General features: G+C 70.7%; 11 protein-coding genes. 4 read left to right on the top strand and 7 right to left on the bottom strand.

From position 1 onward, the window contains the following. The first annotated feature begins 1 nt into the window (after position 1). From F9278_RS28525 to F9278_RS48835, 4 genes are read left to right on the top strand one after another with little or no spacing between them, the layout of a single operon-like run. Positions 2-439 carry a HutD/Ves family protein gene (locus F9278_RS28525; RefSeq protein ID WP_152174185.1) on the top strand — a complete coding sequence of 146 codons (438 nt, stop codon included), beginning with the start codon at positions 2-4 and terminating at the stop codon, positions 437-439. Then, complete coding sequence (locus F9278_RS28520; RefSeq protein ID WP_152170871.1) at positions 432-1,634, top strand: allantoate amidohydrolase; 1,203 nt, start codon at positions 432-434, stop codon at positions 1,632-1,634. Before F9278_RS28525 ends, F9278_RS28520 begins: the two co-directional genes overlap by 8 nt. 20 nt (positions 1,635-1,654) lie before the next feature. After that, positions 1,655-1,780 (top strand): hypothetical protein, encoded by a 126-nt coding sequence (locus tag F9278_RS48260; protein WP_264300185.1) that lies wholly within the window; start codon positions 1,655-1,657, stop codon positions 1,778-1,780. 39 nt (positions 1,781-1,819) lie between these two features. Continuing rightward, positions 1,820-2,461 carry an MBL fold metallo-hydrolase gene (locus tag F9278_RS48835; RefSeq protein ID WP_404818952.1) on the top strand — a complete coding sequence of 214 codons (642 nt, stop codon included), beginning with the start codon at positions 1,820-1,822 and terminating at the stop codon, positions 2,459-2,461. Here F9278_RS48835 and F9278_RS28510 read toward each other — a convergent pair. From F9278_RS28510 to F9278_RS28480, 7 genes are all read right to left on the bottom strand, one after another. Beyond that, on the bottom strand, positions 2,346-2,996 hold the full coding sequence (locus F9278_RS28510) for a helix-turn-helix domain-containing protein (RefSeq protein ID WP_152170870.1): 651 nt from the start codon (positions 2,994-2,996) through the stop codon (positions 2,346-2,348). The two genes, F9278_RS48835 and F9278_RS28510, sit on opposite strands and share 116 nt — an antisense overlap. A gap of 88 nt (positions 2,997-3,084) precedes the next feature. After that, a complete protein-coding gene (locus tag F9278_RS28505; RefSeq protein ID WP_264300219.1) occupies positions 3,085-3,498 on the bottom strand; it encodes a LysR substrate-binding domain-containing protein in 414 nt (137 codons plus the stop codon). 1,204 nt (positions 3,499-4,702) lie between these two features. Beyond that, complete coding sequence (locus F9278_RS28500) at positions 4,703-6,811, bottom strand: hypothetical protein (RefSeq protein WP_152170868.1); 2,109 nt, start codon at positions 6,809-6,811, stop codon at positions 4,703-4,705. A gap of 261 nt (positions 6,812-7,072) precedes the next feature. Then, the gene (locus F9278_RS28495; protein ID WP_226966991.1) at positions 7,073-8,557 is read right to left on the bottom strand and encodes an AAA family ATPase; all 1,485 of its coding nucleotides are present in this window, start codon (positions 8,555-8,557) and stop codon (positions 7,073-7,075) included. Positions 8,558-8,889: 332 nt separating this feature from the next. Further along, positions 8,890-9,300 (bottom strand): type II toxin-antitoxin system VapC family toxin, encoded by a 411-nt coding sequence (locus F9278_RS28490; RefSeq protein WP_152170866.1) that lies wholly within the window; start codon positions 9,298-9,300, stop codon positions 8,890-8,892. Next, positions 9,297-9,527 carry a FitA-like ribbon-helix-helix domain-containing protein gene (locus tag F9278_RS28485; protein ID WP_009342206.1) on the bottom strand — a complete coding sequence of 77 codons (231 nt, stop codon included), beginning with the start codon at positions 9,525-9,527 and terminating at the stop codon, positions 9,297-9,299. Before F9278_RS28485 ends, F9278_RS28490 begins: the two co-directional genes overlap by 4 nt. A gap of 300 nt (positions 9,528-9,827) precedes the next feature. Next, positions 9,828-12,950 (bottom strand): CHAT domain-containing protein, encoded by a 3,123-nt coding sequence (locus tag F9278_RS28480; protein ID WP_152170865.1) that lies wholly within the window; start codon positions 12,948-12,950, stop codon positions 9,828-9,830. Positions 12,951-12,956: the final 6 nt, after the last annotated feature.

Genomic DNA, 12,956 nt, shown 5'->3' with positions numbered 1-12,956 from the left:
GATGCTCGACCCCACCCGGGTGGCCCCGACCCCCTGGCGCAACGGTGCCGGAGCCACCCGGGAGCTCGCGACCGGGACAGACGCGTCCGGCCTGGTCCTGTGGCGCGTCAGCGTGGCCGATCTCGACCGCGACGCGCCGTTCTCGACGTTCCCGGGGCTCGATCGCCTCTTCGTCGCGCTCGGCCCCCTGCGGCTGACGGTCGACGGGCGACAGCGGCGGCTCGCGGCCGGCGACCGGGCGCGGTTCGCCGGAGAGGCACCGGTCGCGGTGGCCCTCGACACGCCCACCCGGGCACTCAACGTGATGACGCGACGGGGCGCGTGCCGGGCGGAGGTGATCCTCCGGCCGGCGACCGCCCCTCGCCTCCCGGCCGACGCCACCGTCCTGCTGGACGAGCTGGCCGCCGACATACGACTCTTCAAGGAACCCGATGACTGACACCGTCTCCTCCCTGCTCGCCGAGATCGCCGACGTCGGCACGGACCCCCAGCGCGGCGGCTACACCCGGCCTGTCTACTCCGGTGCCGAACTCGACCTGCGCTCGTGGTTCGTCGCCCACGCGCAGAAGCGCGGGCTCGACGTCGAGACCGACCGCAACGGCATCATCTGGGCCTGGCACGGCGGCGTCGGGGACGGGGCCGTCGTGACCGGCAGCCACCTCGACTCCGTCCCGGGCGGCGGCGCGTACGACGGTCCCCTCGGCGTGGCCTCGGCGCTGGTCGCCTTCGACCAGCTGGGCGTTCGCGGTGTCGCCGGGCGGCGCGCGATCGCCGTCTTCCCCGAGGAGGAGGGCGCCCGCTTCGGCGTGGCCTGCCTCGGGTCACGGCTCCTGACGGGCGCGATCGACCCCGACCGGGCCCGGTCGCTGACCGACACCGACGGCGTCACCTTCGCGGAGGCGGCCCGGCGCAATGGCCTCGACCCCGCGCACCTGGGCCCCGACGCCGAGACGCTGGCGCGGATCGGCACCTTCGTCGAGCTGCACGTCGAGCAGGGGCGCGGCCTCGTCGACCTGGAACGGCCGGTGGCGGTCGCCTCCTCGATCCTCGGGCACGGCCGCTGGCGCATCGCCGTGTCCGGCGAGGGCAACCACGCCGGCACCACCCTCATGGCCGACCGGCGTGACCCCATGGTGGCGGCGGCACTGCTGGTGGCCGAGGTGCGGCGCCTCGCCCGCGCCGTCCCGGACGCGCGGGCCACCGTCGGCCGGCTCGTGCCCGTGCCCGGCGGCACCAACGTCATCGCCTCCCGGGTGGACCTCTGGCTCGATGTACGCCATCCCGACGACGCCGTCACCCGCCGTCTCGTCGACGAGGTCGGGCGGGCCGCGCGCGGGCTCGCCACGGAGGAGGGCTGCACCGCGGAGATGACCGAGGAGTCCTTCAGCTCCACCGTCGACTTCGACCCACGGCTGCGCGACCGGCTCGCCGACGTGCTCGACGCGGCGCCGCGGCTGGGCACCGGCGCCGGCCACGACGCCGGCGTCCTCAAGGACCACGTGCCGACCGCGATGCTCTTCGTACGCAACCCCACGGGCGTCTCGCACGCCCCCGCCGAGCAGGTGGAGGACGCCGACGCCGAGATCGGCGCCGCGGCGCTCGCCGACAGCCTGGAGACACTGCTCCGCCGGTGAGGCGGAGGCGCGGCCCGAGGGTGGGCGGGGAGGGCCGGGCGGGCCGGGCGGGCCGCCGCGGCGAGCCCAAGTACTGCTTCGACACCCGCGATGCGACGCGGAAGACGACGCCGGCCGACGGGCCGGACGCCGACACCGAGCTGTGACCGGCGCTGGGCATCAGGGCGTTCGCGGAGAAGACCCTGGTGGTGGCCGAGCGGTTCACCAAGGTCGACGCCATCCTGAAGGTGGTCGGTGCCCGCATGGTCACGGCGATCGTGTGCACGCACGCCCACGACGACCACGTACGCGTCGCGTCGGCACTGCGGGAGCGGACCAAGGCTCGCGTCCTGCCGCACCCCGGCGACCGGCCGCTGTGGGAGCTCACGCACGGCACGGGTGAGCAGGGCGAGCTCCGGGACGGGGACCTGACCGACGGGCAGCTCCATCGAGGTCGCCGGGACGACACCGCGGATCCCGCACCCACCCGGGCGCGCCCGCAGCGTGATCTGCCGCCTCCACGCCCCCGACTTGGGCTGCGTGTTCACCGGAGACCTCTGTTCAACGGTGGGTCCGGCGCGACCGGCCAGTCCTACTCCGACCGGCCGGTCCTACTCCGACCGGCCCGGCATCGAGGACTCCGTCCGCACGGCCCTCTTCACCCTCCCCGAGGAGACCGTCGTCTCTGCCGGGCTGAGGTTCCTGACTTCCGCAGCGACCTGGATGGCGACCTCAGTTGGTGCCGTCGGGGAAAGCGATCACGGAAAGGAAGCGGATCGGCAGATCCACCAGGTCGACGGGGCCGTGGGCTCCCTCGCCGTCGAGGATCAGGGCGTCGCCCGGCTTGAGGCGGTGGACACTGCGTCCGTGGCCATAGTCCATCGCGCCTTCCAGCAGGTAGATGAACTCGGTGCCGGGGTGCTGGAAGAGTGGATAGGTCTGGCTCTTCGCGGTGAGCGTCACGAGCAGGCACTCAAGGCGCTTGTGCTCACCGCGAAGAGATCCGAGGAGCTTGTAGTCATGCCCCACCTGGCTGCCGCTGCGAACGATCGGTGTGCCTCGCCCGGCCTTCACATAGGAGGCCGGGCGCTCGGCGTCAGCTCCGCGGAACAGTGAGGTCACTGGAATGTCGAGGCCTTTGGCCAGCAGGGAGAGCGTGCTGAGGCTGCACGAGGTCTGGGCATTCTCGACCTTGGAAAGCATCGCTTTGGAGATACCGACCTGGGCCGCCAGGTCGGTGACCGAAAGCCCGCGCTGATGGCGCAGTTCACGCACGTTGCGGGCGATCGCCGCCTCGAGTTCGAGCGTCTCGATCGGCTCGTCGGCATGGCGGTCGCGTGCCGTGCCGACGTTGCGCAGCAGCGCGTTCGAATCTTCTCCCATAAGTACACCCTAACGTCACAGCGTCCACTGCCAGTGTCCGCTGCGCAGCCGGCCCGTACCGGAACGGGAGCCGCGCCCACCGCGGTTGTCAGGCCGACGAGGCCGATGAAGACGCGGACACGGCGGCCGTCGCCCCGAAGAGCGCCCGCCGGAACAACCGCGCGGCCGGGGTGAGCGTCCGTGGTTCGGCGACGTACATCACGGTGGTCGAGCAGGAGTCGATCCGGGCCACTCGGACCGACGAGGGCACACATGACGTGACCGCCTCCGGCAACAGCGTGAATGCCACGCCCGCGGCGACGAAGCCGAGCGCCGTCTCCTGGTGAACGACGCGGGTCCGCACGCGCGGGAACGGCATTCCGTGGAAGATCGGCCTGATCTCCGCCACAAAGCCGGGCATGTCTCTGGCAGGGAAGAAGATCAACGGTTCGCGTGCCGGATCCTCGGCGCTGACGAGCTCGTTCGCGGCCGGTGGATGGTCCTTCGGCAGGTGGGCGACGATCTGACTGGCAGGCCGGCAACTCGTCCGGGCCCCAGGGAAACCGATTGACCGTCCTTCCCGATCGCCACCAGATCCCCACCGTCACCACAACGGTGCGGGCAGCAGCCGCCGTCCAAGCCGCGGCGGAAAGCATGCTGACGCATCGGGCGGGGACCTACGCAGGGCGCCACCTACTCGCAGCTGCGCGCGGAAACATGCGCAGCCCCTCGGAGCCTGGTATGGCGCAGGGGCGACTCGGATCTGCACCTGGCTCCACGCCTTCGACTGCCCGCACATCGACGACAACGTCTGCGCCCGCGCGCTGGAGATCCAGGACCACGCACACAGTGCGGGTTTCCACCGCGCCCTGTCGCCCCCCGACCTCCTCGTCGCCGCCACCACAGAACTGCACCGGCGAACCGTCCTCGATACGGCGACTTCGGCATGTTCACCACCCTCACCGGCCAGCCCATGAAATGGGTCGTCCCGCCCGCGCAGCGCCGACGGGGCTTGATCCGCTTTGCTGGACGACCGAGATCAGCAGCCCAGCCCAAAGGATCCTCACTTGGAGAGCATGGGGAAGAAGAAGCCACGCCCGCTCGTTCCCACCGGAGTTCAAGGCCGAGATCGTCGAGCTGCGCGGGGTGACCGCCGGCCCCAGATGGCGGTCACGGTCGCTGGGCAGAGCAACGTTGTATCCGATGGCATCGCCGGATGGGTGACGCGCTCGTTTACCCCGATGCTCCAACGCTGCCGCATCGACGGCTTCTTCCCCACGCAGCCACCTATTGACGCGGGTAGGCCACCGCGACCAGCAGCACGGACGTGACCGGCCCCAGCAAGACGACAACCTGCCCGGGCCCGGTGACCGCCCTAACACGGATGCAGGTTGAACGCCCGATTGTCGGGACGCCATAACTTTGGCCCCTCTGTGGACCACCAATCTCGCGGTTCGCCGGGAGCAGGTCTGCACGCTCGGCCACCACACGGCCACCACACCAATCCGACCGGCCCGCAGAAGAGCGACCGCAAGAGACAAAAGACCAGTTCACAGCCCTGCGAAGCAAAACCGCCACCGACTTCAAACCTCAGACCCACGCAGTGCGATGCACAGACCACGCGTGCCCGATCAACCCGAATTCCAAGGTCAACCAAAGCAAGAAACCCCAGGTCCGAGCACCGCCAGGTCCTCACGACCGCCCTCCGAACCGAGCGGCACCCCCATTCACCGGCGCCGCTTGCGCCCGCCCCTGCCCGTGGAACGCCCACGCCCGCGGACGCCGCCATGACGAACGGCGGACGTACCCCAGGCCCTGGCCGCGAGGTGCCGGAGTTCCTCAAGTCCGGCCCGGTCCGGATGCGCGGAGTCCAGCGCGGCGGCGACCGCGTCCCTGGCCTCGGGCCCCTGGGCGCGCAGCGCTTCCCCAGCCCCGCCCGGGCCACCGGCCAGCTCCACAAGCTGGAGCAGGCTCTCGGCGAGCACCAGCAGATGCTCGGCGTCGGTCATGTCCTCGGGGGACAACAGGTCACGTTGCGCCAGCGCGCTCAGAGCGAGCGGTGCCAGTACGGCGTCATCGCGCAGCGCACGCAGCAGCCGCTCGCCCTCGCCGTCGGGCCACGCCACCGCCAGCACGTCCAGCATCGCCTGGGCACGCGTGCGGAACGCCGCACCCGCCATGGTCCGTACGGCGTCGGTAAGTTGCCGCAGTGCGGCAGCCCGGTCCCTGCGGGCCGAAATCCATCCGGCCAGTTCCGTACGGGCGGTATCCGGGTCGTACTCCTCGGCCAGTGCCCCCAGCAAGCCGGCCGGCGCTGCCTGGACCAGCTCACCGACCAGGGGTGCGTCCCGGCCGACCGCCAGTAGCCGCTGCCGTACGGCCCGGGTTCCCAGTTCGGTGAGGCGAATGAGTTCGACGGGCCCGGCGGTCAGCTCCTCACGCAAGCGGCGGTCACGCTCCCGTGCCTCCGCCGGATCCGCTGCCGCTCCCATGACACCCAGCAGCTCTGTGAGTTCCTGCGGCAGGCCCGCGGGCAGTTCAGGTCCGAAATCCTCCGCGTCGGAGAGATCGGTTTCCAGGAACGCCGGATCGGCCATCCCCTGCTCACGCTCGACCGCGCCCATGTCCACCAGCACGTCGAACATGGCGCGCAGGTCCCGGTCGGCGTGCTCGAACCACATCCGCTGCCGGAGGTCCGAGCCGGCGTCCAGCTGGAAGTGTGCCCGGTAGCTCAGATGCACGGAGTCACGCAGCCGCGGCCAGGGCATCGGGCACGGCAGGCTGTAAAGCGTGTTCAGCACGTCCTCCAGCATCTCGTCGTAGACGTCGAAGAGCATCGACTCGACGTGCCAACCGCTGCGCGCACCGATCAGGGCCTGCCGCAGTTCGAAGAGAGCGTCGAAGGCGCGCGACCAGAGCTGAAGCGGGTCGGCCAGCACCGGCCGGGCCTTGGCCACCGCGTACAGACGGCCCTTGGCGACCCGGACCAGCCGCGCCTTCTTCGCCCACTCCACCAACAGCCCCAGCCGCGGCAGGTCGTTCGAAGAGCGCACCCCCTCGGTCCTGTCCCCGGTGCCCAGCACGTCCACCAGCTCGCGGGCATCGGCCATCCGCAGCCGCCCCGCTGCCGTCACCAGCCGTCCCTCCCGCCCCGCCCACTCCGCAAGGCTCCGCAACTGCGCCACAGTCGTCGACGCCTCGGCCGGTCGTCGCAGTTCACTGTCCGAAGGCAGCACCACCGGCAGCTGCGGCTCAGCCCGGGCCCCGTCGACCGGTACGCGGCCCTTCAGCCGCCGGTCCATGATCTCGTCAAGGGCCCGCTGGTCGTAGGCGACCTCCCCGCGCTGAGCACGCTCCGCGAACCGCTGCAACGCCGCCCCGTCCATGACGTCCACGCCCTGCTCGGCAGCGGTCACCGCCCAGAACTTCGCCAGGCCCCACCGGTCACGGTCCGCCATCGCCTCCGGATACCATTCCTCGGCCGCGTCCACCGCGCCGAGTGAGCCATCGAGCGCGGGGCCGCGTGGGTCCGCCAACCGCACGGCGTGCAGAAAGCGCAGGAGGGTGCGCAACGTGCCCGGACCGTCGCCGGGCTCCTCCCCGGGAAACTCGGTGACCTGCTGGGGGAACCAGTGCAGCAGCAACTCCTCCACATGCCGCGGCTCCCACAACCCCAACCGACCGTCGACGGTCGCCCGGTGCCGGTAGTCCAACGCCGCCTCCGCCATGAACGCGTCCACCGGCGTCCCCTGCCCCCCGGCCCACCGCACCAGCCGGTCGACCAGCAGCCCACACGCCGCCTCAAACTCCTCCTCGGCCCCGGCTTCGTACCGCATCCGCATGAAATCCGCCCCGCCTGTCCGCAGCCTTGCTCGCCTCGCCACGCTACCGCCGAATCGCGACGTACCACTCTCGGCCGAGGATCTGCGGCCCACCACCGACATGTCGTGGTGGCTGCCCGCGCTCGCCCTGACCGTCCGACGACGGATCGCGCACGGTCGTACGAGCCCGCGCCCTCCTCTCCGAAGAGCCCGAACTCCTCATACAGGTCCACCGGTCGGTGCGGCCGACCGACCCCCGGTACCGCAGTTCGGGAGTCACTCTCCGTGGTAAAGGCGGGTCAGGTCGATCAGTTGGATCGCGGGATCGTCCTCCGCGAGGTGATGCAGTTCATCGGTGAAGCCGGTGCCGCTGAAGCAGTACAGCCGTGTCGCTGCGGTGGCCATGCCGTTCCTGGTCAGGAGGGAGCGGATGTGCCGCAGGCGTTCCAGGTGGCCGAGTCCCATCACATCGCTCCACTTCGCTTCGCCGATGGCCAGCAGCGCCTGGCCGCCGCCGTGGGTCTCACCGTGGACGGCGACGTCGACTTCGTGGCTGGTCCGGGCGGCGGGGTCGTTGACGGTCCCGCCGGCGACCCGCGTGACATGTCCGCCGTGAGTATCGGGGGCCGCGTGCCAGCGGGCCCATTCCCGGCAGACCTGCTCGAAGTGCGGGCCGACGACCTTGCCGCGGAACGTGGACTGGGCGCGGCGCCACACGTCGGGCGCCCGCCCGGGGCGTTCCAGATCGCCCCAGGCCGGGCGCATGACCGCGTGGTAGAAGGTGACGAGCGGTTCGGCGATGCGGTAGGCGGAGCGGTTACGGCGGAAGGCGTCGGCCTCGTGGGTGATCATGCCCACGTCCTGGAGGACGCTCAGCGGGTGGGCAAGGTCGGTGGACTTGCGCCCCAGGTAGTCGGCGATGCCACCACGAGCGGCGTTACCGGCGGCAATGGCTGCCAGCACCGAGTGGTACAGCGCGGTGTCGTGGAGTTCAGGTTCCTCGGCGAGAAGGTAGCGGGCTTCCCGGAAGAGCGGACGCGCCGGGTTGAGGACGGCACGGACGACCCAGTCGTCGAAGTCGTCCGGCCCGGCAGGGGTGTCCCCCTGGGTGAACTCACGGCGGTAGGCGGGCGTACCCCCGACGACGGCATGGGTCAGGAGCGCGGTGCGCGGGTCGTCGATCTGCCAGAACTCGGCCGCGAGCCGGAAGTCCAGGGTCGGGACCACGAGTTCGAGGCCGGCCCGGCCACGCAGCGGAGCATTGCCGGACAGCAACCGTCCCATGAACGACAGCGCGGAGCCGCACAGCAGGAGACGCACCGGAGTGTTGGTGTGCTGGGCGGCAGGATCGAGGGCGCGCTGGATGATCGAGGGCAGCGAGGGAGATGCCTTGGCGAGGAAGGGGAACTCGTCGATGACCGCCACGGTGGGGCCGCCCGCGTCGGCGATGCGCATGAGCTCCGTGACCGCCTCGTCCCAGTGCGCGAAACGGAACGGAGTGGGCTGCCCGCGATAACGGGCGAGTGCCTCACCGAACTGCCGCAAGGCGTCGGCCTCGGTGGTCTCGGTGGCGGTGAACATGAAGCCGCCACTGGCACGAGTGACTGCGTCGAGCAGGAAGGTCTTGCCCTGTCGGCGGCGGCCGGAGACCACGCCCAGCGTGGCGCGCGGGCCCGGCAGGGTAGCGAACCGGGTCAGCTCGGCCCATTCGAAGACACGGTCGAACATCTCGGCGGGCTTGTCCACAGCACCAGCTCCCATATATAGATACAGTTATTATAGATGCATCTATTCACCACACGGGCTCCGGATCGCGCGAGGGATCGTGTCGGGTGGTGCCCGGTGGTGCTGCCCGGTGGTGCTGCCTGGTGCTGTTCTGCCTGATCAGAGCGGCTGCGGCGTCCTGATCGGTGATGCCTCGTGCCGCGCCGTCCAAAGGCGTCCGGCCACCGGCTGGCCACCGGGGGCGTCACTGAGCAGGGAAGCGAGGTGTTGGGGTCGAGTTGTAGGTGACCTCCAACAGGCGACTTGCCGGTCTTTCACCAGCCCCGCGCGTGCCGTCCTGAATCGCCGGCCCCACAACCGCGCCGCCATCAGTTCGAGGCGAAGACCTCGATGCCGCATTTCGCGGCACCGCTCCGTTCGATCCTCGCATCACTGGTGATCAGCGTTGCGGCGAGAGCCTCGGCCAAGGCAACGTACTGGGCATCGTAGGCGCTCAGGTTCCCGTGGAGAGCCTGAACCCGATCCCAGAGGATGAGCGTCTCGTGTCGGACGACTGGGAGCTGCCGGTAGGCATCAATAGCCTGGTCCACTTCACGCGCCGTGAGCTTGCCCCCTCTCCTCATACCGAGGAGCGCGGACTGGATCTCGTAGTCGATGAGCGTGGGCACGGCGACGGCATCGGCGGCACCCACCCGGGTGCGGACGGCAAGGCCGAGCGGGTCGCGGTTGGTGAGGAAGTGCACGAGAGCGGAACAGTCCATGACGACCGTCTCACTCACCTCCCGGTCCTGGCCTCGTCGATCGCGGCCAGCACGTCCTCCGTGCTGACACTGGCCGTGGTCTCCCGGTTCAGGCGCGCCACCATCTCCGCCATGGTGGGCTTGGACGTCTCGCGCGCGATGAGATCGAGGAAGTAAGCCTGGAGGGACTGGCCGGCCTGGGCGGCACGAACCTTCAAGGTCTGGATCTGGTCATCCGGGACGTCCCGAATCGTCAGAGCAGTCATGCTTGCAGTATAACGTCAATGCATGCAAAACGCAGATACCGGTGCCGGGCAGCGCAGCTTCCCGGCTCGCACGCTGGAGGAGTCGTTCCAGAGGGGCCGGGGATACGACAGCCGTAGGCAGCGCGTCGACGACACGGCGGACCACAGTGGCGGCCGGCCGCACCTTCACGGATCACCCGCACCATCTGCCTCGGCGCCGAGGCGAGCGTCGGTGCGGTCGGGGTGAACGTGGCCCGGAAGTCCTCACCGCGCAGGGCCAGAGACACCACACGGGGCACCCGCGGATAAACCGACCGTTGCCTACGGCCCGGTGTGAATGTGTGAGGCCCACTGAGTCGGCCTGTAGCCCTCGTTGGTGTCCCGGAGGTTTCGTACTGCGGCGTGGACGGCGCGAGCCGGTTCCGTTCCCTCGACCAGCATCTCCTTGTACACGTCGTCCGCGATCGTGGCAGCGGCCCTGTCGCCCACCGGCCAGAGGGTGGACACGACATGCGGGTATCCGATCATGTGGAACGCCGAGGACATGTGGATGACCTCGTCCGGCAGGTTCACACCGGGGCGACCGGTGCCGCAGGCCGACAGGTAGGCGAGGAACGCGTCCGGGGCCCGGATCGCCGTCAGGTCGGCGACGGACAACGGACCGTCGGCCAGGTGGAGTCGGCTGGCCGACGGCTGATCGAGGTTGCTGGTCGCATGGCATGCGAAGTGGACCCAGTCGCTCTGGGCGAGCATGGTCCGCACGTCGGCGCGGCGCGCGTCGCCCTCACGCAGTTCCCGCAGCCCGGTGAGCCGCGTCCGCAGGCTCGCCACCTCCCACTCCGCCGCCGGCAACTCGGGGGCGTCCGGCAGCCGGGGAACACAGACCGCCAGGGGTTTCACGGGAAATCTGATGGGAGGTCTGCCGGAGCCGGTTCCGATACGTCGACGGGAGTGGACCAGAGCGCGCACGGTGGTGGTGTACGACGGCACCGCGCGATCGAGGAGGGTACGGCGGTCCGCGGCGGTATGGTGGCCCGCGGCGTGCAAGGGCAGCACTCCCAGGGGCCCGGTCGGCATCAGCCACAGCCGGGGCAGCGTCTCTGCTCCGTGCGGTGCGTCGGCAAGGCCGAGGGCTGTCAGCACCGGCTCAGCCACGGTGTCCCACAGCCACCCGAGCGTGCGGTTGACGAAGCGGCCCGCAGCCTGGGCGTCCAGGGGATCGAAGCGGTCGCCGCCGGCCAGGATGTGCAGGGCCGTGAGAAAGGCCTCGGCCCGCTCCTCGACGGCGGTCGTCGTCAGGTCGGGCAGCGGCACCGTCGACACCCCGGCCGTGGTGACCAGCAGCGCGTGGCATCCGTACTCGCTCACGTTCACGGCCACCAGCGGTCCCGACTCCGCGACACGAGGAGGGGCGAGGTCGACGGACACGGGCTCGCGTGCCCCGGGTGAGGGAGAGCGCGCCGACGACGCCGGGCCTGTGCCGTCGTCCAGGGCGCGTGCCAGGAGCACTCCGCGGCCGGCTTCCAGCACTTCGAGCGCCGCGGCGGCGTCGCCGCTGTACCGCAGCTCACTGGCGGCGGCGTTGCTTGCGAAATGCCGATAGCTCCGCAGGTTGAACTCCTGGTCGCCGCGCTCCAGTTCGCTGTCACCGAGCGCCGCGTAGGCCTTGACGGCGGCGCCGTAGGCTTCGGCGGCGGACGCCCAGTCGGCCGCGTCCGCGGCCAGTCGTCCCCAGGACCGGCCCGCGATGGCCCGGATGTGGGCGCTCGCGGTGGAACTCCGGGTTGCCGTGGCGAGGGTCTGAACGGCCCGCGCGCGGTCGGCGGGATCCTTGGTGGCCTCGAAGAGCTCTGCCTGCGCTTGCCCGAGGCTGGTCAGCCGGACAGCCTGCTGGGCTCCGCCCGCAGGCGTGTCGGCCAGAGCCGAACGTGCCAGTCGTACCGCCTCGCGAAGTGGGCTCGGATCGCCGGAGCCGGACGGAAGCACGGGCGGGAGGGTGAAGGTGCCGGTGCGCGCGATCTCGTCGAGCATCTGTTCCCCGAGCCGCGTCGCCTGCCTCTCCTTGCCGGTGACCCGCTGCGACTGCCGCAGCAGCAGACTCAGACCGGTCACCGCCTCGGCCCTTCTCGGGGACTCGACGGGCACCGAGGTGACCACGCCATGCTGGAGTTCGAGGGCCTTGGGCAGATCGGTGCGCTTGCCGCGGCGGGTGCGGGACCGGCACTCCAGCGCCGTCGCCAGGGCGTTGGCCAAGGCGGGACGTACCGGGTGCTCATCGCCTGCGGTCGCCAGCCCGTCGCGCAGTGTCTCGATGCTCTCGTCGAGGGAGTCGAGGTCGCCGTACCGCTCGAAGTACTGGGTCAGCCCGACGCCGAGCGTGCACAGGTATCTGGCGCGGACGGGCTCTGTGCGCGGAGTGTCGCGAACCGCCGACCGCTGCAGCGCGAGCGACTCGCGCAGTTCCCTGCTGTCGTCCGTCAGGTCATACACACCGGCCACCGCCAGCGCCAGGCTGGCTCGTACGTCCGGGTCCGCCGGTGAGACCTCGACAGCCTTGCGAAGCAGCCCGATGGCCCGGCGGAGCGTGTCCTCCCGGACTTCCGCGACACCGCGCTGACGGAGTACGTCGCCGAGCAGCCTCAGCCGGTCGGCGTTGTCGCGGTCTACGGCCAGGGCCTGTTCGGCCAGCGGCTGGGCCCGGTCGAGGTCCTGGGAACGCCCGCACCGCTCGTAGCGCCACGAAAGATTGCGTGCCACCGCCGCCTGGTGTTCGGAGCAGCGCGCGGGCTCTGTGCGCCGGGCCAGTTCCAGGGCCCGTTCCGCGGTGTCGACCGCGTCGTCGATGTCCTGACCGCTGTCGGTCAGCTCTCCCCGCAGGGCAAGGGAGGAAGCGAGCAGCTCGAGCACCTCCAGACGGCCCATCGCCTCCGGGGCTCTCGTCGAGGCCCGCTGTTCCGTGGCGCGCAAGGCGGTGACAGCCCCGTCCAGGTCGGAGAGAGTGCCGTCGTCGCTCGCGTACCGCTGGAGCCAGGCTTGGGCCCGGTAGAAGCCGGTGAGGACCTGGATCTCGGGCCGTTCGTTCGGGATCCGTTCCAGGGCCTCGGTGAGATGGAGCAGGGCGTCCAGGGCCTCGGGTTCGCCGGAGGCCGTCGCCCGTTCGAACAGCCGGGTGAGGAACGGCAGAAGGACCCGGATCCGGAAGGAGTCCGGGGGCGTCACGTTTTCGACCGCTGCCACCAGCAACACGATCGTGTCGTTGAGTCGCCGGGGGCTCACCAGTGCGAGCGCCGCGCCCAGAGCGTTGACTGCCACGTTGTCCAGCGCGCGCGTCCGCCGCACTTCGGCTTCCCGGCGCAGCAGGCCTGCAACGGCGCGGTCGGCGGCCTTCCGATCGTGCCGGTGGACGGCCGCGCGGAGACTTTCGACGAGTGGCGGCCGAGTCATCGGGCC

Origin of the sequence: Streptomyces phaeolivaceus, assembly GCF_009184865.1 — a bacterium.
Classification (GTDB): Bacteria; Actinomycetota; Actinomycetes; order Streptomycetales; family Streptomycetaceae; genus Streptomyces; species Streptomyces phaeolivaceus.
Note: the sequence above shows the minus strand (reverse complement) of the source record. Positions and strands in the feature narration are given on the sequence as shown.